General features: G+C 59.2%; 20 protein-coding genes. 13 read left to right on the top strand and 7 right to left on the bottom strand.

What is annotated here, in order from left to right:
* The 7 genes from PQR40_RS15090 to PQR40_RS15060 all read left to right on the top strand — a co-directional run bounded on the left by PQR40_RS15090 (window position 1) and on the right by PQR40_RS15060 (window position 7718).
* On the top strand, window positions 1–864 hold the full coding sequence (locus PQR40_RS15090; protein WP_408338177.1) for a DUF58 domain-containing protein: 864 nt from the start codon (window positions 1–3) through the stop codon (window positions 862–864).
* Entirely contained in the window at window positions 861–1796 is a 936-nt protein-coding gene (locus PQR40_RS15085; protein ID WP_408338179.1) for a calcium incorporation protein MxaA, read from the top strand. Before PQR40_RS15090 ends, PQR40_RS15085 begins: the two co-directional genes overlap by 4 nt.
* Window positions 1793–2779 (top strand): vWA domain-containing protein, encoded by a 987-nt coding sequence (locus PQR40_RS15080; RefSeq protein WP_408509291.1) that lies wholly within the window; start codon window positions 1793–1795, stop codon window positions 2777–2779. The genes PQR40_RS15085 and PQR40_RS15080 overlap by 4 nt, the downstream gene beginning before the upstream one ends.
* Entirely contained in the window at window positions 2776–3360 is a 585-nt protein-coding gene (locus tag PQR40_RS15075; RefSeq protein WP_408509361.1) for a tetratricopeptide repeat protein, read from the top strand. Before PQR40_RS15080 ends, PQR40_RS15075 begins: the two co-directional genes overlap by 4 nt.
* A gap of 44 nt (window positions 3361–3404) precedes the next feature.
* Window positions 3405–4313, top strand: a complete 909-nt coding sequence (locus tag PQR40_RS15070) for a vWA domain-containing protein (RefSeq protein WP_408338192.1) — start codon at window positions 3405–3407, stop codon at window positions 4311–4313.
* Between the two features lie 946 nt (window positions 4314–5259).
* A complete protein-coding gene (locus tag PQR40_RS15065) occupies window positions 5260–6744 on the top strand; it encodes an ISNCY family transposase (RefSeq protein ID WP_408509290.1) in 1485 nt (494 codons plus the stop codon).
* Between the two features lie 488 nt (window positions 6745–7232).
* Window positions 7233–7718 (top strand): NUDIX hydrolase, encoded by a 486-nt coding sequence (locus PQR40_RS15060; RefSeq protein WP_408509289.1) that lies wholly within the window; start codon window positions 7233–7235, stop codon window positions 7716–7718.
* 29 nt (window positions 7719–7747) lie between these two features.
* Here PQR40_RS15060 and PQR40_RS15055 read toward each other — a convergent pair whose 3' ends face one another.
* The gene (locus PQR40_RS15055; RefSeq protein ID WP_408509288.1) at window positions 7748–7969 is read right to left on the bottom strand and encodes a hypothetical protein; all 222 of its coding nucleotides are present in this window, start codon (window positions 7967–7969) and stop codon (window positions 7748–7750) included.
* Between the two features lie 193 nt (window positions 7970–8162).
* Between PQR40_RS15055 and PQR40_RS15050 the strand changes: the two genes are divergently transcribed.
* Window positions 8163–8603 carry a hypothetical protein gene (locus tag PQR40_RS15050; RefSeq protein WP_408485809.1) on the top strand — a complete coding sequence of 147 codons (441 nt, stop codon included), beginning with the start codon at window positions 8163–8165 and terminating at the stop codon, window positions 8601–8603.
* A 220-nt stretch (window positions 8604–8823) separates the two neighbouring features.
* On the opposite strand, the gene katE is transcribed toward PQR40_RS15050, so the two are convergent.
* Entirely contained in the window at window positions 8824–10929 is a 2106-nt protein-coding gene (gene katE / locus PQR40_RS15045; RefSeq protein ID WP_408509287.1) for a catalase HPII, read from the bottom strand.
* Window positions 10930–11141: 212 nt separating this feature from the next.
* Window positions 11142–13094, bottom strand: a complete 1953-nt coding sequence (locus tag PQR40_RS15040; protein WP_408509286.1) for a phosphocholine-specific phospholipase C — start codon at window positions 13092–13094, stop codon at window positions 11142–11144.
* Between PQR40_RS15040 and PQR40_RS15035 the strand changes: the two genes are divergently transcribed.
* Window positions 13084–13419 (top strand): hypothetical protein, encoded by a 336-nt coding sequence (locus PQR40_RS15035; RefSeq protein WP_408223239.1) that lies wholly within the window; start codon window positions 13084–13086, stop codon window positions 13417–13419. The genes PQR40_RS15040 and PQR40_RS15035 overlap by 11 nt on opposite strands.
* A 19-nt stretch (window positions 13420–13438) precedes the next feature.
* Here PQR40_RS15035 and PQR40_RS15030 read toward each other — a convergent pair whose 3' ends face one another.
* Entirely contained in the window at window positions 13439–15427 is a 1989-nt protein-coding gene (locus PQR40_RS15030; protein ID WP_408509285.1) for an alkaline phosphatase family protein, read from the bottom strand.
* 780 nt (window positions 15428–16207) lie between these two features.
* On the opposite strand from PQR40_RS15030, the gene PQR40_RS15025 reads away from it, so the two are divergent.
* Both PQR40_RS15025 and PQR40_RS15020 read left to right on the top strand, forming a co-directional pair.
* Window positions 16208–16645, top strand: coding sequence for a carboxymuconolactone decarboxylase family protein (locus PQR40_RS15025; protein ID WP_408389323.1), 438 nt, complete (start codon window positions 16208–16210; stop codon window positions 16643–16645).
* A 128-nt stretch (window positions 16646–16773) separates the two neighbouring features.
* The gene (locus tag PQR40_RS15020) at window positions 16774–17199 is read left to right on the top strand and encodes a cupin domain-containing protein (protein ID WP_408223277.1); all 426 of its coding nucleotides are present in this window, start codon (window positions 16774–16776) and stop codon (window positions 17197–17199) included.
* A gap of 89 nt (window positions 17200–17288) precedes the next feature.
* On the opposite strand, the gene PQR40_RS15015 is transcribed toward PQR40_RS15020, so the two are convergent.
* Window positions 17289–17891: a DUF3592 domain-containing protein gene (locus PQR40_RS15015; protein WP_408509284.1), complete on the bottom strand. Its 603-nt coding sequence runs from the start codon at window positions 17889–17891 to the stop codon at window positions 17289–17291.
* A 68-nt stretch (window positions 17892–17959) separates the two neighbouring features.
* Window positions 17960–19039, bottom strand: coding sequence for a hypothetical protein (locus tag PQR40_RS15010; RefSeq protein ID WP_408223275.1), 1080 nt, complete (start codon window positions 19037–19039; stop codon window positions 17960–17962).
* Window positions 19040–19322: 283 nt separating this feature from the next.
* Here PQR40_RS15010 and PQR40_RS15005 point away from each other — a divergent pair, with 283 nt between their 5' ends.
* Entirely contained in the window at window positions 19323–19709 is a 387-nt protein-coding gene (locus PQR40_RS15005; protein WP_408509283.1) for a hypothetical protein, read from the top strand.
* A 142-nt stretch (window positions 19710–19851) separates the two neighbouring features.
* On the opposite strand, the gene PQR40_RS15000 is transcribed toward PQR40_RS15005, so the two are convergent.
* Complete coding sequence (locus PQR40_RS15000; protein WP_408223273.1) at window positions 19852–20223, bottom strand: hypothetical protein; 372 nt, start codon at window positions 20221–20223, stop codon at window positions 19852–19854.
* A gap of 399 nt (window positions 20224–20622) precedes the next feature.
* On the opposite strand from PQR40_RS15000, the gene PQR40_RS14995 reads away from it, so the two are divergent.
* A complete protein-coding gene (locus tag PQR40_RS14995) occupies window positions 20623–21741 on the top strand; it encodes a porin (protein WP_408340598.1) in 1119 nt (372 codons plus the stop codon).
* Window positions 21742–21813 lie beyond the last annotated feature (72 nt).

Here is a 21813-nt window from a genome sequence, read left to right as displayed (position 1 = left end):
ATGAACGGGACATCGGAATTTCACTACCGATTGCCGATGCGCGCTGGGGGATTTCGTCCCGGCTCGCACCGGGGATCGAGCTTCGGCGCCGGTCAGGAATTCGCGATGCACGGCCGCCTGTTCGACTACCCGGATCCGCGTCGCCTGGATCTGCGTGCAAGCGTGCGCGCCGCACGCTCGGAGTGGCTGGTGCGGGTTCACCTGCAGCGCGCCGCGGTACCCGTGCAGGTGATCGTCGACGTCTCCGCGTCGATGCACTTCGGTATGCACCAGACGAAGTTGCAGGTTGCCGCGGACTTTGTCGAGGCGTTGGGATACAGCGCGTTCCGTGTCGGCGATCAGTTGGGCATGCTTGCCTTCGATACCGGCGCGCGCGACGATCTCTTCATGCCGGCGCGATATGGTCGAGGCGTCGGCAACGTGCTCGCGACGATGTTGCGCGAGAGCACGAGCGTTGCAGCCGGGGGCAGCAGTATCGCAGCGCTGCAACGCGCCGCTTCGACTCTGGCTGGACGGCAGGCGTTGGTTTTCCTTGTTTCCGACTTCCACTGGCCGCTTCCGGAGTTGCCCGCCGTACTCGACTTGCTGGTCCATGCATGCGTGGTCCCAATGGTTGTCTGGGACACGGCTGAGATCGCGCCGCCCAACGGCGGGCCGCTCCTTGCTGTCAACGACGTCGAGTCCGCCGGGCAACGCACGCTGTGGCTGCGCGGCAGTGTGCGCGAGCGTTGGTGCGGGGCCGTCGTGCGGCGGCGTGCAGAACTCTCGGAAGTGTTCGGCAAGCGCGGAATCCAGCCGTTTTATGTCGAGAACGCTTTTGATCCAGAGGCGATGTCGCGCTACTTTCTGGAGGCCATCGCATGAGACCTTGTGGGCGGCGGATTGGCAGGGCGAGTGGTTCGCTTCGACGAATACGTGTCGCGGCGATGTTCGTCACCGCGCTAGCGCTCGCGCCAGTGATCAGCGTCGCCGCGGCCCCGGCCGCTGTCATTCAGCTCACGGTGCAACAGCCGCGCGCATTCGGCTACCTGCTCGGAGACGTCCTCACGCAACGTATTCTGCTGCCAGCCGGCGATAGCGATGTGGGTTCGGTGGCGTCGCCTTCCATCGGCCGCACTGGCGCGTGGCTTGAGCGCCGGCTTGCCCGGTTCGAAACCGATGCTGAGGGTCGCCGGTGGATGGCGATCGACTACCAGGTCGTCAACGTCGCGCCGACGCTCACCAGGATTGCATTGCCCGCGTTGACCTTGACGACTGCGTCCGGTGCGACGCTGCACGTTGCAGAGTGGCCGCTGAGCGTCGCCCCGATGACACCCGCCGACCCGTTCAATGCCGGCGACCTGCAAGGGATGCGGCCCGACCGGCAGGCGTCCCCTGTGTCGATCGCGCCGCTACGCCGACAGGAGAGCCTCGCGCTCGGCCTGTTGCTGCTGACTTTGCTGTGGTGGGCGGGCTGGTGGTTGTGGCGCAACTGGCGCGAGTCGGCCCGGCTGCCGTTCGCGCGCGCCTGGCGGCAGATGCGGCGGCTCGACGGGCCGAACGTCGATACGTCCGCGGATGCGTGGCTCTGCCTGCACCGCGCACTGAACGAAACGGCGGGCCACGTCGTTCACCAGGGTTCTCTGCCCAGCCTGTTCGCTCAAGCGCCGTATTTGCAACCACTCCGCGCGCAACTTGAACAGTTCTATCGGCAATCGACCGAGCGATTCTTCACGCCTGCACAGGCGGTGGCCCCTTATCCGCTGCAGGTGCTATGCCGGGAACTGTATCGCGCAGAGCAGGGCCACCAGCGATGAACATGGCGTTCGATTTTTCCTATCCGTGGCTGCTCGTCTTGCTACCGCTGGCCGCGCTGCCGTTGTTGCCACGGCGCGGCGACACGTTGGCATTCTCCTGGGTCGCCTGGCTGCCGGGCGATCGCGTCGGACGATGGATCGGCTTTATCGGGCGGGGCAGTGCCGTGCTGGCGATAGCGGCGATCGTCGTCGGTCTGGCCGGTCCAGGACGCTCGCACCGGCAAGTGTTGCGTACGGGCAGCGGGGCGCAAATTCTGATCCTGATGGATCGCAGTGCGAGCATGGACGAAACGATGAATAGCAAAGGTGCGGAGTCGCCGGCGGGCGAATCGAAGAACAAGGTGGCGCGCGCTTCGTTGACCGGATTCGTTGCCCAACGGCCTAACGACCGGCTCGCGTTCATGATGTTCGGCACCAGTTCGGTGCTTGCAATGCCGTTTACCTACGACCACCGTGTGATCGAGGCGGCGATCGCGGGCACGGCGGTGGGCCGCGGCATGCCGGACACGCAACTCGACCGTGGGCTGCTGGCGGCGATCGGCGAGTTCGATGGGCGGGCCTCGTCGGGCCGCCGGGCGATCGTTCTCGTCTCCGACGGTGGCGCGAAACTCGACGCGCCGGTTCGGCGGCTTATCCAGGATGGACTGCTGCGCAACCAGATCGCGCTTTACTTTATCTATTTGCGCAGCAGCATCTACAGTCCCGATCTGAACACCACGGTTCCCGCGAACGAGTCTTCGGCCGAAGCCGAACTGCATCGCTACTTCGTCTCGCTGAAGACACCCTATCGGCTTTTCCAGGCTGGCAATGCGAAGGCGATGGTGGATGCCATGGCTGAGATCAACCGGCAGCAAAACGCGCTGACGTCATTTGTCGAGCGTTTGCCGCGGCAGGATTTCAGCCCGTATTGCTTCGCAGTGGCGCTGTGTGGTTGCGCGGTGCTGCTGGCGTTGCGGCTGTTTCAAGTGCGGGCATGGTCGTGAAGCGCGCGTCGATTCACATCATCTTCGCGACAGTCGCGCTGTGCTGCGCTGGGGCGGCAGGGTATGACTGGGCTCGCCTGCAGCACGCGCAGCATGTCAATCAGGCGACTGTTGCAGTGGCGGGAGAAATTGGCAAAACAGCGGGCAAAGCGAGCACGACAGGCGCTGCGCGCAACGACCGCGGCAGAGACGAGGCCCGCCAGGTCAGACTCGCGCGCGCAATGGCGCTGTCGAAAGCGGGCGCCTACGATACGGCAGGCCCGCTCTTCGAGGACCTGATCCGCGGTGAGCGCCTTGACGAGGTGGGACGTGCGGCGCTGTTCGATCTTGGCAACATGTACCTGCGAGAGGGCATGGGCAACAGCGCGTCTGGCACTGTTCATTCGGTCGCCATGATCGAGGAGGCCAAGGCGCGCTACCGTACGTTGCTGCGTGCGACGCCGGACGATTGGGACGCGCGTTACAACCTCGAGCGGGCGCTGTGGCTCGCGCCCGAAACGCGTTCCACGTCGGATGCGCCTGACGTCAAGTCGCAGCACAACGTCAAGGTGAGCGACCCGCAAAGCAAGGATCTGCCGTGAGCTTCGGCGCGCAGGCGCGTGATTTTTTCGGCAGGCGCCACTGGATGACGTCAGTGGCGCTCCTGTTGCTGATCGCGGCGGTCGCCATGCCGCGCGTGACACTGCCGCGCAATACGTTCAGCTACATCGTCACCTTCGATATCACGCAAAGCATGGACGTCGAGGACGTCGCGCTGAATGGCGCGCCGGCGAGCCGGCTGGTGTTCGCGCGGGCTGCGATGCGCGACGCGCTGGGGCAATTGCCTTGCGGCTCGAAGGTCGGCTGGAGTGTGTTCACCGGTCAGCGGACTTTGCTGTTACTGCCGCCTGTTGAAGTCTGCAGTAACTATGACGCGCTGCTGTCGTCGCTCGACAGGATTGACTGGCGCATGCGCTGGACCAACTGGAGCCGCATCGCGGAGGGCGGCGTCTATTCCGCGGTTCGCGTGGCGCGGGACGTCGGTCATGGCGCGGCCGTCGTGTTCGTCACTGATGGGCAGGAGGCACCGCCGGTCCTGCCGTCTGACACGCTGACGCGGGACATCAACCCGGCGGCTCAGGTGAAGGGCTGGCTGATCGGCGTGGGTGGCGATCAAGCCGCGCCCATTCCACGCACCGATGCCGACGGTACCCGCGACGGCTACTGGCAGCCAGAGGATGTGATCCAGGTTCCACCGGTGCCGGGTTCCACAACGCCGGCGAAAAGTCACGAGGAGCTGTCCGAATTGCATGGGTATTACTTGGCGGCGGTGGCCGGACAGATCAGCTTCGGATATCGGCGCCTGTCGAGTGCGGCGTCGTTGAGCGACGCCATGCTCGATACGCGACTCGCTCACGAGGAGCCGGTGCCGACCGATTTGCGCTGGTGTCCCGCTCTGCTTGCGTTGCTGCTGCTCGTCTGGCGGTTCATGCCGGAGTTCGGCTGGGTGAGGCGTCGCGCGGCCGGCAGGCGTGTGAAATCGTCATACGTGTGAAACCGCGCCTCGGAAAACGTACAGGGCCGAGTTGCAGCTCATGGGGCCGCACCCGGCGATCGTTCGGCTCCCGCAGAGACGTGGAATGAGCCTGTTTCGGGTCCCACGTGACTCGGTTTTAATTTTTGTTAGCGGCGTTTGATGCTAACCGACGCACTCCAGTTCGACGGCCTTCGCGACACCTAACCACTCAGGCCGGAATCTTCTTGTCGCAATTGATACACGTCGAGTCGAGCAGCATGCAGATACCGGCACAGGCAAAGACCACCAGCGCAAATAACAAGGTTCACATAGACCGCCGAATGCAAAATACCCCGACTGTTCGTTCTCTTGTGTCCGCTCATTCCAACATTGCATGGCGATGAAAACGGGGAAAGACCTCGGATGGGCGCGTGCCTATTCGGCCCTGAGCAACTCATTTGGTGGGCGCTTGATCTGTACGTCGTCTAAATGACCGCTATGCCGTAGTTGAGCAGAGCGATAAGAAGGGGGGCGGCTAAGGGAGTGCGCCACAGGATGTCGGCACAATCTTGCTGACGCATGGCTTCCGACTAACTCGCGGTGCGGATGGCCAGGTCGCGGACCTGAACGACGCCGGATCGGGGAGGCGTTTTTTTGCGGGGATCGGCAGCTTCGATCATCTGGTACGTAGTGCGCAAGGCGTTCGATCTGCGTATGTTTGGCGCAATTGCCGCAGTGAAAACGGCAGCGCCCAATATGCTAGTGGGAACAAAATTACTCTAAAAACGGGAACAAATTTGCTTTAACGAACGACTCGAGCATGTGCGGTGAGCTAGTTGGTAATTTAATTTGACATAATATAAATTATCAACAATTAAGTGTGTAGTGGCTAGACGGTAATGTCCGCTTTTAGCTACATAGAAATGTCCGCTTTTGATGCCGTCGTATGCTCTCCAGCCGCCGTTTTTCGGCGCTGGAGACTTCGATGGCTGTGACAGAACGGATAACAATGACGATGCAGGAACTGGACAGATTCAAGCTCATTCAGGACGTGACGGATGGACGGCTCAAGCCGTGGCGTGCAGCCGAACGTCTGGGTCTGACGACGCGGCAAATACGCCGTCTGGTGACGCGATATCGCGATTCTGGCGCTGCTGGACTGGTCTCGCGCAAGCGCGGCATGCCCGGGAATCGGAGACTGGACAACGATCTGGCCCAACGTGCCCTGGCCATCGTACGGGAGCGCTACGCCGATTTCGGACCGACGCTGGCGTGCGAGAAGCTGCGTGAATGCCATGGCATCCGCCTGTCGAAGGAAACGATTCGACAACTGATGATGGATGCCTGCCTGTGGGTTCCGCGCCGTCAACGTCCGCCGAAGATCTACCAGCCGCGTGCGCGACGAGCTTGCCTGGGCGAGCTGATCCAGATCGATGGCAGCGAGCACGCGTGGTTCGAGGACCGGGCGCCACAATGCACGCTGCTGGTGTACGTCGACGACGCGACCAGCCGGCTGATAGCGCTGCATTTCACGGCGAGCGAGTCGACCTTCAGCTATTTCGAGGCGACGCGCGCGTACATCGAGCGCCACGGCAAGCCTGGCGCGTTCTACAGCGACAAGGCCAGCGTGTTTCGCAAGACGACCACTGGCAAGACAGAGAACCGTGTGACGCACTTCGGCCGCGCCATGTACGAGCTGAACATCGACACGTTCTGCGCGAACAGCAGTCAGGCCAAGGGGCGCGTCGAGCGCGCCAATCTGACGTTGCAGGACCGTCTGGTCAAGGAACTGCGGCTGCGGGGAATCAACACCAGGGAGGCAGCCAACGCCTTCGTACCGCACTTCATTGCCGACTTCAACGCACGCTTTGCGAAGCCGCCGAAGAGCGACTTCGACGCGCACCGGCTGCTGCGGGTTGACGAGAACCTTGACACGGTGCTTACGTGGCGTGAGCCGCGGAAGGTGACGAAATCGCTGACGGTGCAGTACGACCGGGTCATGTACTTGCTGGCTGACACGCCGGAGCACCGGAAGCTGATTGATCGATATATCGAGGTCTGGGAGTACCCGGACGGGCGTATCGAACTCCGGGTGGACGGCCGTGTTCTGGCGTGCAGGCAGTACGACCGGCTGGCCGAAATCGATCAGGGCGCAGTCGTTGAACACAAGCGACTGGGCCATGTGCTTCAGGTCTCGCAGGCGATGCAGGCTCAACGCGATAACACCCGGATTGGCAAGGCACCGTCCCGGACTCATCTTGGCGCGCCAACGAAGGGCCAAAACCGTTTGCCGGGCAAGAAGAAACAACGCGAATTCACTCAGGCCGATGTCAAGCATGCGATCGTGGATCTTGCCCAGCGTAGAGAGGTGAAGCAGCAATCCAGCAAACCTGGCCAGCGGTCTGCAAGGGACAGTGGAACAGGCGTAAGCGCCCTGCCCATTCAGGACGGACTCTTCGACACTGCGTGATCCTTACCCCATGAGAAGCAAACCTTGAACCCCTTAAAAGCGGACATCTCTATCTAGCCAGAAAGCGGACATTTGAAAATGGCTTTGACATGGATGTCAGAGCTTTTTAGTAATGTCTGGTTCTGGCTCATTAGAAATGTCCGGTTCCCGGCTCCGGGCCGGCGGCTGTGGCGCATGCTGCGGCATGAGCACAGCCCGGGAGCCGGACATGAACGGACGTGGATTCATCACGATCAGCATGCATGAGTTGGATCGGCTGCAGGTCAGCTACTTCGAGGCGACGCGCGGGGATCTGGATACGCCATGGCAAGTCAGTCGCGTTCTACAGCGGCAAGGCGAGCGCATTCCGGCCGACACACACGCAGACCGACGACCGGAGTGTCACCCACGTTAGGATGTCCCCAGTGGGCTATTCTTCACGTTGAAAACCCTAAGCTGGTTCACAATCGGCTCTGTATACGGAAGCATCACCTCATAGACTGAAGAGCATGAAAGATCGATCCACAATCGTATGCGTACGCGACGGCAAGGTGCTGCTGGTCGCTCGCGCGCGCTCGCGGTGGTCGCTACCTGGCGGCACGATAAAGCAGTCCGAAACGCCCCTGGATGCAGCGCGACGCGAACTGGAAGAAGAAGCGAATCTTTTTGAAACCGGGTTGATGTACCTGTTCCAGTTCGGCGGACTGAACAAGCGGCATCATGTTTTCTCCGCCGATCTCGCGCGGGACGCGTCGCCCGAGCCCGGCAATGAAATCTCGCAATGTCACTGGTTCAGCCCGATCAAGATAGCAACCTTGTCAACCAGCATACCCACTCGCGCGATCGTTGATCTCTTTCTCAAATTCGAAAATCGCCGTGAAAATCCGTCCACAGTCGTCACCAAACGGGATTCACAAATTCACGCAGACGGAGAGCGAGTAACCCAAACCACGAACCAGGATGAAGAAAGCATCGCCCTCCTCGCCCGACGCTAAGGAATTCCGGACGATGCACCGGCTAAAGGCTACTTCCCCACACGCACCAGCAATGCGCGGCCACCGCGTTTAGCAATCCAAAGAACCAACCCGGCGGCAACGATCGACGTCAGTTGCCAGTCGAGCGGCACAGCGGCCGTCATCACGCCCGGCACGCTGCCACCACGAGCAGGAACGACACACGCATGACCGGTTTGCCCGGCTGGAACCTGCAACGCGCAGCGCGCTGGGGCGTCGTACTTTCCTTCCAAAATCTGGCAATTGCTTGACTACAATGTATTAATACAAATGAAGCTGCAAAGGCATTCTGTTCAGACATGGCAGTCAGTGATGTGACGTTTCAATTCCTTCATTGGAGGCATGGCCATGACCTGCCTGAGCGAAAGGATTGTCGGCGCAATATTTTGTTTGCTGAGCGGATACGCGTTCGCGGGCGGCGTTACCATGGACCTGCCCGAAGAGATGACCATTGCGAATATCGCACCTCCGCCCGAGAAGGCTGCTTCGTCCATTCCGGAGCCTCAACGCTATCTGCAGCGCTATGAAATGGAATATCAGTCGGATCAGGGGCAACCGTTTTACGCTCAAATCGAGAACTTCTATAGCTCACAGGTGACCCACGACTTCCAACTCGGCGCCGGCAAGGCCGCATCAGCGCCTGAGGCGCCGCCGCAGCAGGCGTCAAATTATCTCCATCTGGGTCCGTCGACGGCGCCGCAACTCTCAATCGTCCAGTTGTCGGACACGACTCTAACGCTCGGTGCGCAACCGCAGCGAAGGCTGTCGCTGACCGTCAACGATTGGGTCTTTTCCGGCACTGCGCGTGTGGCGGTTTTCCATTCACACGATACGGGCGCGACACTTTCGGTTCGCCACGGCTTTTAACCCAAGGTCTGCGGGTTAACTCGGATCCACGCTTGCTGGACAAAGTCTGCATTGCGCCGCACATCTTTTTCAAACCGGCGTTGGCTTGGCCGCCGCCACGACTCATGGGATGAGTGACCCCGGCGCGCAATCCCTGCTTCCCAAATCACTTCACGCCTCGACGAACCGGTTTGATCCGTCGAGGCGTGATGGTGGGCTATGCGTGTCGGTCGTCGTTACGTTATGCCGGTACCGTTTGCGCCAGCGCCGCGCGCGACCATACACGATGCTGTTCCGCCGCCGCGATGAACGCTTTTAGCACCTCGGCGCTGTGGCTGTCGTCGCCGGTTGCGACACCATCGGCATGGTCTGGCAGTTGGGCTGCCGTCAGCACATCGTGCCCTGCCCCTAGCGCGGCAATCGCTTTCAGATGCTTGAACGCTTCGAGCACGAAATGTCGGGCGTCACCAGATTGCGCCAGCGTTTTCGCGCCGGCCTCGCCTCCGCAGACGATCACTGCGTCGAACATGATCGACGGCATGCCGGCAATCGTCGCGTCCGGCTGCAAACCATCGATCGCCGCGAGGGTCGGCGCAATCAGCAAAGGCGTCGCGCCCTCGCCTCGCAGCGCTAATTGAAGCTTCCTGATCGACGCGGCGTCGGAACCCGGCGCGGCCAGCAACGCGATCTTGCACGTCTTGATGCCCGGCTTCACGCGATTGAGCAAACTCAGTGCCGGCGAAGTCTGCGGCTTCGACGCGGGTGGTGCGTTGCCCTTCTTTGGCGCGGGCAAGCCCAAGCCAGCCGCGACCTTCGCAGCCAGACCGGCGTCGAAATTGGCAAGGATCTCGTTCACCACGCGCTCGCGAATCTCCGGCTTCGTTACCTTGCCGAGCTCGAACTGATACGCGGCGCTGATATGTTCCTGCTCGACCTCGGACATGCTGCGATAGAAAAGCGCGGCTTGCGAGAAATGATCGGCAAAAGACTCGCTGCGCACACGGATCTTCACACCGTCGACACGTTCCTGATAGCTCTCGAAACCGCCGTCTGACGGCGCCGGATCGGTTTCCTTCGGCCAGCCTCCGTTCAGCGAGTTGGGTTCATAGGAAGCTTGCCCGACGTTGATCGCCTGGCGATGCATCGCGTCGCGCTGGTTGTTATGAAACGGGCACACCGGCCGGTTGATCGGAATCTCGTGGAAGTTCGGACCGCCCAGCCGGCTGATCTGCGTATCCGTGTACGAAAAGAGCCGACCTTGCAACAACGGGTCATTGCTGAAGTCGATGCCGGGCACGACGTGCCCAGGATGGAACGCGACCTGTTCGGTCTCAGCAAAGAAATTGTCAGGATTGCGATTGAGTGTCATTTTTCCGATGATCTTTACCGGCACGAGTTCTTCCGGAATCAGTTTGGTCGGATCGAGCAGATCGAAACCGAAGCTGTTTTCGTCCTGTTCCTCGATGATCTGCACTCCGAGTTCGTATTCGGGGAAGTCGCCCCTTTCGATTGCCTCCCACAGGTCGCGCCGATGGAAGTCGGGATCCTTGCCGGCGAGCTTCTGTGCTTCGTCCCACAACAACGAATAGGAGCCCAGCACCGGGCGCCAGTGAAATTTGATGAAGCGCGCCTTGCCTTGCGCATTCACGAAGCGGAAGGTGTGAATGCCAAAACCCTCCATCGTACGGAAGCTGCGTGGGATCGCGCGGTCCGACATGGTCCACAGCACCATGTGCGCGGATTCGGGCACCAACGACACGAAATCCCAGAACGTATCGTGCGCGGAGCCGCCGGTGGGCATCTCGTTGGGCGCTTCCGGTTTGACGGCGTGTACGAAGTCCGGAAACTTGATCGCATCCTGAATGAAGAACACTGGCATGTTGTTGCCCACCAGATCGTAATTACCCTCCTGCGTGTAGAACTTCACCGCGAACCCGCGCACGTCGCGCACCGTATCCGCCGAGCCGCGTGGCCCCTGAACGGTGGAAAAACGCACGTAGACCGGTGTCTGCACGGCCGGGTCCTGCAGGAACGCGGCTTTCGTGTACTCGGTCATCGACTCGTATAACTGGAATACGCCGTGTGCGGCGGAACCACGTGCATGCACGATGCGCTCGGGAATCCGCTCGTGATCGAAATGCGTGATCTTCTCGCGCATGATGAAGTCTTCGAGGAGCGAGGGACCACGCGGACCAGCGCGCAATGTGTTCTGGTTGTCGGCGATCTTCACGCCCTGATTGGTTCGCAGCGCTGCACCGTCGGGACGCACGCGAAACTGTTCGAGATCCTGCGATTTACTGTCGTCAGCCGGCTTGGCGGGCTGACGGCTACCGGTTTTTCCTGCCATGGAAACACTCCTTGCGTTAGCGGCGCCAGCCGATGATTCGCACTGGCTCGAACCTCAGAATCAGCAAGCGTTGTTCCTGATGAAGTGTGTGCGCGACTTCACGTCTGGCAGTGCGCGATAGAAGATATACGTGCCTCGCGGCAAGCTTTATAAAAAAAGCCGCCGGAGCGGCTGTCTGGGAGCGAACGACCCGACGCAGGATCTACAGCAGTTCACGCTGCAGCGGGGTCGCTGGTCAGGTCTTTGCCGCTCTCCAACCGCCCGGCGAACCGCCGCAGGAAGGCAGTCTGTTGCTGGACGGTTACGGTGAAGTCGTACCAGTTGGCGCTCGATGTGACGGACCAGTTGGTCTCCGCCACCGTGCCGGGGGCCACCTGAAAAGTCCATGGACCTCCGCTTACGTATGCATTGGCAGCAATTACAAATGTGCAAGTCGCCGTACCTGTGTTGATCATGGTCAGATACACCGCGCTGTTCGCTACGTCGTAGCAAACTCTAATCTCCGGATTCGCGGCATTGCTTCCCGACGTGGAGGCAATGTCGCCTGAGAATTGACGGTAGAAGCCGTTCGGCCCCTTCAAGGCGAGTGAGTATCGGGTGCCCGTCAAGGTGGATCCGCTCCAGCTATCCGTGATCTGAGCACCTGCGTCCACCGCGTAGCGACGCGGCGGATTAGACGGCGTATCCAGGTCGAAAGCCTGAAAGGCAGCGCCCGCCGTACCGGAGTTTGCAACGATTAGCCAGAACGAAGTCGCCGAGGGTACGACTCGACCGCTGGCGTGGAGCTCATAGGGCAAAGCGCGTGAAAGGCGCGTGCCCGACTCCTGGGTCGGCATCGATTGGGTCGTGGGTACGGTAGGAGCCGGCAGGTTGCTGCATTCGCTGTTCCCCGTCGAGACATATGTACTGGTGCCCGGGAGACTCGGCGCGGTTGCGTCGGGCGTTTTGAAGTTAAAGGCCGACGTCAGGTCGCCGCAAACAGACCGGCGCCATGGGCTGATATTGGGGCAATGAATCCCAAAGCGCTCTTCAATAAGGCGAATTGTCGAGGTGTGGTCAAACAGTTGGGAGCAAACATAGCCCCCCTTACTCCACGGAGAAATCACCAGCATTGGCACCCTGAACCCGAGGCCGATCGGCTGTCCCGCTGTTATCTCGCCTTGCGTCGTCATGGTGGTCTGCCCTTGCGTGCCAGAAGCGGGCGGCATCGGCGGCGGATCGTGATCGAAAAAGCCTCCGTTCTCGTCATAGTTAAGCAGGAAGATTGTCGCCCCCCAAACCTTGGGGTTGGCAACCAGGGTCGCCAGCAGACGAGCGGTAAGATCCTCGCCGTCACACGGATGATAGTCGGCGTGCTCGGACTGGGCCGCCGGCGCCACGATCCATGAAACCTGAGGAAGCGTTCCTGCGGCGATGTCCGAGGCAAACGCTTGCACGATGTCCGGCACAGTTGCGAGGCCATTCTTGTAAAGCGGACTGGAAGTTGGAGCGTTCTTGAAATTTGCGAACCATGCGAGCGCATTGTCATCGAAATTATCGGTTTCCTGATAGACGCGCCAGCTTATATTCGCCGCTTGCAAGGTCTCGGCTACTGTCGGCCACGTCGATACAGGCTCCGAGTTGTCGAGTACGGCCGTTTGTCCGACCGACAAACCGTTGCTGCCGCTGAACACGTGAAGTCTATTTGGATTCGTTTGCGTAAGCGTCGAACAGTGATACTGATCGCAGATTGTGAAAGCGTCCGCCAGCGCGTAATAGAACGGCAAATCATTGCGGGTAAAGTAGCTCATCCCCAGCCCGGGGGTTCTTGCCGTATTCCACGCGTTGTAAAGACCGTGGTTCCAGATGCCGATGTCGGTCGGATAGTCCATTGCGGCAGCGCCGATACATATAGCACTGGTAGTCGTGGTGTCGATATGAAACGGCAAAATGTAGCTGCCCGTGCTGCTGGTGGGCTGTTGCCAGACAGGCGCACCGTTGGGCAAGGTAATGGCGAATCTATCGTTGAAACCGCGCACGCCTTGTAGCGAGCCGTAGTAATGGTCGAAAGCCCGATTCTCCTGAGTGAAAATAACAATATGCTGGACGTCGTTGATCGTTCCAGTTGTGTTCGCTGCCGGCGCTGCAACCGCTTCGCGGATAAGGGAGGGAATCATGGCGCTCATTGCCGAAGCGCTAAGGGACCCCGCTGCCATCTTTAGAAAATTGCGTCGTGTATTTGAATGCATTTCTTCACCCCTGTTTATCTTGATCGCTAATGCATCTGAGGACCATGCTCATGGCGCGCAATGGAGCACGGGAGTCACGGCGCTCGCACCAGAGGCCGCATTTGCCCCGGCCTGCACCGGCGTTCCCCCACCGCTCGAATTGGAGGAGGAAGACGAAGGTGAGTCCCCACCACACGCCGTCAAACACAAGAAGATCATTCCGACAACGCACCATGCCGGTACGGCAACGCGAATACGATCAAGAGACGATGAAGTTAAGTAGTTCATCACGCCACCTGCGGTTATGGGTTGAGTGTCGACAAAGACTTGTTCGATGCATAAAGCGAATTGACTTGCGCCGAGGTCAATACCTTGTTCCACATCGTCATGTCATTGAACGTCATCGTGCCCGGAATGCCTTGTCCGCTTGAATAGTATTTTCCGGTTGCGCTCTCGTTGAAGCCGATGGTGCCGTACACGCCAGGTATCTTCGACATGTTCATCGAACTCATACTGAGCGTCGTCGTTTCCAGGCCATAAACCGGGTCATCGATGTACCCAGTAGCCGTTTTGGTACTTGTCGTGTCCACGGTCATGGCGACATAGATCCACGCATTCTTCGTAAAGTTGAGCGAACCGTCGGACCGAACTGAGCCATCTGCAATATTGAACTTGAGCTGGCCGTTACTTTCCTCCGCAATGGTGAAACCTGGATTGAGCCCGGAGCTCCAGTCCTTGTTCGTGATGACGGGAGAGTCGTTTTGCCCGTCACCAGAGTAAAACCAGAAGCCGACCGTGAATTGAGGTTTATTGGTGACGTCATCCGCCAACTTCATTCCGTTCAACGCATTCGATGCCGTATTCAGCGATGCGATTTGCAGAGCCTCCGCATTGAAATTGTCGGCCACAAACGACGCGGTGGTCGTGGAGATCGGGTTGAATTGAGCGATCGCGACCGAAGGGATGATGACGTCCGACAGTCCACTGTTAAACGAGAAATAGTGAATCAAGCCGCTTGCGAGCGTCGGATCCAGCACCACCGGTTGGACGTAGTTGATTTGCGCAAGGGTCGACACCGCGGCATTATTCCCAACCAGCGTGTAATTGAACGTGTAGAGCCCATTGCTACTCTCGCCCAGCTGCGTGTCGACGTAGGACTGCGCGCTCCCGGACAATGTCGCAATGAGATTGCCTGCCCGGTACAACTGGAATTGAGAGGGCGTTGTCGGAGGCGGCGTCCATGTCAGATTAAAGCTGGCGAGGTCACTTCGGGGTGTCGCCTGAAGCGATCGGGCTCCGATATTGCCAACCAGAGAGGTGCCGTCGATCGCGTAGGTATTCGCGTTCGGCACCGCGCCAAGCCACGTCAGAACAGTAGGCGTTATATCCGCCTGCGTTGCGCCCGTGGTGAGCTGAGCCAACGTGGGCGCAGGCTGTATTGTGCCGGGAGCAGTAGTCGCGTTAGCAACCGTAAGCGTCTGATTTGCAGCGATAAAGCTGGTCTGATTCGAGAGTAGTGGCAGGCCGCTTTCGCTCCCGGTTGCGTCCAGCCCCTGATCGGTTGTGACAAGCACAAGCCAGTTTTCATTTACGCCACTTTGACCTTCACGTGCTTTTATCGTACTGAACAACTGACCGATCTCGTTATCCGCGACAACGAGAGCGTTGGGGTAGTTGACTCCCAGACCCGACGCGGACGCAACTGTTTGAGGTCCCGTCAAGTTGGCAAAGACCACGCTGTCAGTGCCTGCAGTAATAGCGTTAGTGGCTGCACTCATCACGCAACTGTCCACACCGTTGCAGTCGATTGACGTATTGACGTAACCACTCCCGATCGCGGGCGAAAGAAGCGCGTTTATGGTCCCCCAACTCGCGAAAGCGGCAGTACCGTTTGCTCCCGCCTGTTGAGCAAGTTTAAAAAGTGGATCGGCTTCAAGTGCCTGATCCGCATAGTCGCTGAGAACACCGTGACGATTTGCCCACGTGCCGGTCAAGACGGTGGCCCACCCTGGGCCGGAGAGGGTTGGCTGCTGTGTCGTCGTGCCGCCAAACCCACCGGCCAAGGCTGAAACGACCGCCATGCTCTTCAAATTTGGCAACTGGTTGTTGGCGATACCAGCTTGCAGAGCCGTGTATTGAACACCTGAAAGACCGACCACGAGTACCTTTGGCGTCGCACCGGACCCGCTCGCTGTGTTGCCCGTTGGCGATTGGCTTACTTGTCCCGTCGACACGGCCTTTCCCAAATCATCGCCGCAGCCGGATAGACTACCGGTGATAATCAATATCAATAGGATTCCTGATTGACTAAATCGGCGGTGTAGACAATTTATTAACATGACATCTCCTCGATACGTTTATGCACAGTGCGGTCACCCAAGCCCGACATGCGCAGCAGAATCTAGCTTATGAAAATGCGTGTACAACTATTTGCTGGTTAAGCTAAAAGAAGCATCATCGAATACGTGCCATCATCCAGGACTATTCGCACGGGAGGCGACATTGAGCGTCCGGTCTCCGCCAAACAGAAGGAATTCCGACTAGAGAAGCAGCACGATCATCAAGAAAATTCGCCCTTCACCGCATATCGATCCGAGATGAAACGCATGCACAGATCAAGCGCTCTCGAAAACACTTTAATAAGTTTGAGTACTGGCTTCGGTATCGAAGACGGTTTCGCAACAAGCCCGCGTTACAGGACGCCGCCGCAGTTCCATCGTTATCGTGCATCGAAGCCTACTCCATCAGAATTCTGAACGCAACATTTCGACACGATACGCCTCAAAATGCCTCATTCCGAATGATGGTGCCACGCGCTCCAATGGATTAACGACTTTCAGAGCCGGTCCACGGGGGCTCGCATGGAGACAACGAGTCACGCGGCTGACCGTCCTTTGAGTTGTGCGGCATAAGCTTGCCGGGCATCGCCCCTTCGTCTTTCGCAGATCCATGTCATTCGAAAAAGTGGCTACCTAAAATTACAAAAAACTGGCTATTTAATAAGGCCACTTGAACGTCTAACCTGTACTCACCGAACCACTGAGTGGGTCCAAACCGTCAAGGAGTGAATCATGGAACAACGTCTCGACTTCTACAAAGCGAACCCCGCTGCCATCAAGGCGATGCTTGGCGTCGAAGAACGCATCGGCAAATCGGCCCTCGAAAAATCGCTGACTGAACTGGTCCGTCTGCGCGCTTCCCAGATTAACGGCTGCGCTTTCTGCGTCGACATGCACACCGCCGATGCCCGCAAAGGCGGCGAATCAGAGCGACGTCTGGCCACCGTCGTGGCGTGGCGTGAAACGCCCTTCTTCACCGACCGTGAGCGCGCCGCGCTCGAATGGACCGAAGCGCTCACGCTGGTGTCACAGGAACACGTACCCGATGCCGTGTGGAAAGCCGTACGCCCGCACTTCAGCGACGAGGAACTGGTCGACCTGACGCTGCTGGTTTCCGCCATCAACGCGTGGAACCGCTTCGCAATCGGGTTTCGCAAGATGCCGGTTTGAGCTCATCGCAGCCATGCCCCTACGAACCATTTCTGCATAAACCTTGAAGGAAATAAGTCGTGAAAATCATGCACGTCGACGCGAATCCCAAACGCGAGCGATTCAACGCCAGGCGTAATCGCACGAAAATGCGCACGCTTATCGCGATGGTGGCGCTTGCCGTTTTTTCTATCGCTGGAATTTCCCAACCCGTATTCGCCGCCGATACAGCCGCTCCACATGAGACGATTACGCCCGCGTTCACCGAGGCAATCGCCAACGTTCCAGGCAAAACGATGACGGCACTGGTCGTCGACTATGCGCCTGGAGGCAAGTCACCATCGCATCGGCATGGGCGAGCTTTTGTGGTCGGCTATGTGCTGTCGGGTGCGATCCGCAGCCGTGTCGACAACGGCGAGGAACGCGTCTTTCATGCGGGCGAATACTGGACCGAAAAGCCTGGCGCGCATCATAGGGTCAGCGAAAACGCGAGCGATACGGAACCCGCGAAGCTACTGGCCATTTTTGTGGCGGACACGAATGATAAAAAACTGGTCACGTTCGACAAGCAGTGAGCGCTTAACATGAGATGCAGGCGGGTCCGTCCATGCGCTCCCCGCATGGACTGGCCAAGCCCGTGCTGGCATAGAGAGTGTTCCGCCATTTATGGGTCAGTCCGGCGGCTCTTGCGCACATTCTCCCGCATCGCCCCCGCCGCCTTGCGCTGTTTTTTTGCTTTGGCCGACTTCATCGCGGCTTCCCTTCCCGGCCATAGCAACGCGCCAATCGCGATCAGAAACAGTGCCGCCAGGCCAATCCCCAATCCCATCCCCAGATCGGTCTTCCATTCTCCGGTCTCGACAGCTTCGCTTCGCCACGCGAACGATGGATGGTCGGCCGACACCCGTAGCCCTCCTGCAGCGGCCCGATCACAGAACCGTTTGGTGAGCGCTTCCTCGTCATGCTCGCTGACGACAGGATCCGGCCCGCGGCTATATCTCGGCGAATCCGGCGGCGTCCAGCTTTCCTGGTAGTGCCGATCGAAACCGCTTCCGTAACTGAACGTGGCCGAGACTTCCCACCACGAATCGTGTTTGCCGTAGTGCCTATACATCGAACATTGATCGACGCGCGCCGCGACCACCGGCCAGTTGCGTGCCTGCCAGAGCGTGGCGGCATCGCCAAGTCCTTTTATGGCAGCAATGAGAGCCACCAGTCCGAACAGAATGAGGACGATCGAACGAATGCAGGAGAAAAAGGTTTTCATTGAATACCGCTCATCAATGAACCTGCTGCCAGCTCATGCGACAACCCTCCCGCTCAGCAACGCGTCGGCTATAAGGCATCAGCGTCGCTCGCTGCCGGCAGCCCGGTAGTCTGCGCAGCACCACATTGATGACAATGCGGGAAGAAGGAAAAATTCCGGCCACCACACCCACAGAGATTGAACAGTCTCAATCCGCAGTGCACACAGAATGTGGAATCGTCACCACCAAGACTCCATTGCTTATCGCACGACGGGCACCGCTTTTTCTCGAATGAACGAACCGCCTTGTCGTATCCGATCGCGCGTGCGCGTTCGCCCTGGTCCTGCTGCAACTCGAGGCGTTTTCGTTCGACGTAGCGCTGGAATGCTTTCAGCATATAGAGACCGGCGAACACCGTGAGCACAATGCCGACCAATACCCTGACGTATCCCCCGAAATTCGGCAGATACGGAACCAGTTCGATAAAAAAGGCGCTCAATGCGAACAACGCAAAGCCGTATACGAATGGCCAGTAACGGGCTTTGCGGTAGCGGATGAACAACCAGACAGCCACTAGCAGAATCGGCAACGTCAGCGCGAGCCGAAGGCCGAACACCTGCAACTCATAATGCCGGGTCGCTTCATTGAACCGCCGCTCGGTTACGGCGTCTTCGTCGGCGATTTGCGCTTCCAGCTGGGATTGCTTCAATCCAAGCGCCCGTTGCTGATCGCCAATTGCATCGATCTGATGCTGCCAGCTGATTGCGACCGACTGGAGTGCGTCCAGTTTGCGGGTCCGCGCGAGAATGTCCGGATCGCGCGAACTGTCTCCCGTCACCGAGCGCGTTGCCAGCCAGTTGCGAAAACTCTCCTTGGCGTCCCCATACTCTTTCGCGGCACGTCCACGTGCCACCTCCATGGTTTCAGCCTTCTCCCCGAGTGCGTCGCGCTGCGATTGCAGATCGCGGCGCGCGGCGTCCAGCCGCGCTTTCGCAGGCGTGTCGGCGAACTGCTCGATGGCCGGTGGACCGCCGTGGGGCGCGAAAGCCATGTCCCGGATCACGAGACTGCCCAGCATGTTCAGAAAAACAGCGAAGAGGATGGCAATCACCCATGAGGCGAGCCGCAAAAGCCGCGCTGGGCTGGTCAGTCCGTCGCCGGAGGTCATCATTCTTTTTTGCCTTATTGGAACTGGATTATCTGTTTCGCATGGAGTCGCGAATAATCACGACGACGCGGGATTTTATCCAGAAGCTACAGCGATCTGCAAAGCGTTCGGTTTTCTTTTTCTCGTCGAAATTTCAGTTTGAAAATGATCTGGCGCCTGCATGCGGCCTGCATGCCGTTGCCATCATGCAAGTTAAGATGTCGCGCAATGGTGTTTCACTAATCTGGCGATGACCGAAAACACAAACGATTCAATTGAACAGCCGCACACGAGTAAATGGCAAATGCTCGTCGAACTCACCATCATTGTTCTGATGACATGGGCGTGCGCGAAGTTACCGCTGCAATGGGGCCTCGTTGGCTTGCTCTCTATTGCGCTGTTCGAATGGCTGCGGAGTCGATTTGCCGTTCTTCGGACCGGCCGGTTCTCGCTCATCAGGTTGTGCTGGCCGGTTGGACTCGGCATCCGAACGGCCCTCGACGTGCCTCATCTCTTGCTTGGGGTGCCGGCTGGCATTGGTGTCTGGGCGATTTCGGTGCTTGCGCTGGAGGCATTCGAGCGGCGCATCGGACTACGCCCGCGCACGGTCGAATCAGAGCCCGTCAAGCATCGGCCCGATCCTCCGCCGATGGTGTGGCCACCGGACTCAAGGTGTTTTCGCAAACACTGACCATTGACTGGTGCGGTGGCGGCCGCACCTTCATCTGCATCGCGATGGCGGCCGGCGATTACGCGACGCGTCGTCGTCAATGGAGCCTCGGGCAAGGATTCACCCTGATCGACGACACGGCTTCTTCAGTTTCCCCGTCGCCCTAGAATTTCGGATGACATTCGAAATTCACCGACGATGCATGCTCGGCCATCATCTGCACGCCGCTCACCGTTTCAGTCGTGACACTGCTCTGCATGCCGCGACGCTCGCAATAGTCGCGCGCCTCACTGATTGCGTGTTCGTGCGCGCGGGCCCAGGCCATCCTGCCGCCGGTTGCGCTCGCTGCTACGGTATAGGTGCCGGGTTTGTCGGTGGCGGCAACGTCGGTTGCGGATACGCATCCCACCAGGCTGGCGCACGCGACCACCGCCGCGATGAGCGAGCGCCCCCGGCCGAATAACCGGCTTCGATGCTGCTGTGCTACGGATGCTCGCCTCTGATCGAGCACGTGATCTGAAACAGTGTTGAACATGATTCGCCTACATTTTTTAACCGTTTTATCAATCCCGAAATTATCCGCAATCAGACGCGCAAGATCAGCCTCGTCATCCGAAAACACTGTTGCATGCGCCTGAACAATCGCTGGTAGTTGGTGCCTGCACACCGCTTCGCCGCTCTGCGGCGTGGCAGTCGAATGGTGTGATTCCGTCGGCCTGAGCCGGGTTTTCACGGCGTTTTTCTGTCATGCAACTTCTGCACTCTCCTCATAAAAACAATGCACTGGCTTTATCCCGCCAGTTCGCTTGAAATTAGCACGATCATTCCATTTTGCCGCGACCGGCCGGGGTCGATGAACCCGGCCCGCACTCGCTCCGCAATAGGTCTGTGCAATCAAGTCCGCTACAGGCGGATATAAAAAGAGGAGACATGCATGCGTTTTATCAATCATGGCGTTTGCGGAGCCACGCTGATTCTTGCCGCGGGCGGCGCTGCGGCTGCCGAGTCGAGCGTGACCTTGTACGGTGTCGTCGACGCGAACATCCAGTATCTGGACAACGGCGGCGTCCATTCGTACGCAGAAAAAAGCGGCGGCTCGACGGGTTCCCTATTCGGCCTGAAGGGCAGCGAGGACCTGGGTGGCGGCCTGAAGGCGCAGTTCAACGTCGAAACGGGCTTTAACGTGAACAACGGCGGCTTGTTCGCCGACACCTCGGCGCTCTTCTATCGTCAGGCGTGGGTCGGCCTGAGCAGTGACAAATACGGTTCGGTGACCATGGGACGTCAGTACGATCCGAGCTTCCGGGTTATCTACCCCTCCGATCCGTTTCGCGCGAACGAAGTGTTGTCGCCGTTTTCTGCCAATGTCCTTGCAGTCGACCGGAACACGCTGTCGACGCAATACGACTCCGGCCGCGCCAGCAACTCGATCATGTATCAATCGCCGAATCTGAAGGGTCTGCAGTTTTACGGCATGTATGCGTTCGCCGCAACGGTGACCCAGCCTGTGCCAGCCACGACGGGCAACATGCTGAACGTCGCGGCCACTTACACGGGCTACGGTTTCTATGCGGGACTTGCGTATGTGAACCAGCGTCCGGGACAGGAAACCATCGCCGGCTTGCCTGGTTCGCTGAGCCTGCTCGGCACCGAGCACTTCATCGGTGCGCTCGCTTACCGGATCGGCATCGTGAATTTCCAGTTCAACTATTCATATAACCGCGCGCAGGACCCGACGCCAGGCTCGCTGGCCGCGCACCTGGGCACGGGCCATTCGCTGAGCATTGCGGAGTTAGGCGCGACTATCCAGGCAACTCCGGCTGACGTGATCACGATCGCCGGGGTTCAGCGCAGCGTGCGCGGCGCGCACGACAATACGCCGGGCATCGAGCTGGGCGTCGATCATTCGATATCCCCGCGTACGAGTCTGTACATGCGGGCGGGATATATGAAGAACAACGGCTCCGCCACGGTGAGCTGGCCTGGCGTGAGCGTGAGCGCGCCCGGAACCAAGCAGATTCTTGCGACGGTGGGTATGACGCATCGGTTCTAAGGCGAAGCGCGGCCGCCAGGTGGCGCCGGAGTGCCGCCTGGCGGCGCAGCCATAGCAAAACCCTTCCGGAAT

This window comes from Paraburkholderia sediminicola, assembly GCF_046026855.1.
GTDB classification, from domain to species: Bacteria; Pseudomonadota; Gammaproteobacteria; order Burkholderiales; family Burkholderiaceae; genus Paraburkholderia; species Paraburkholderia sediminicola_A.
Note: the sequence above shows the minus strand (reverse complement) of the source record. Positions and strands in the feature narration are given on the sequence as shown.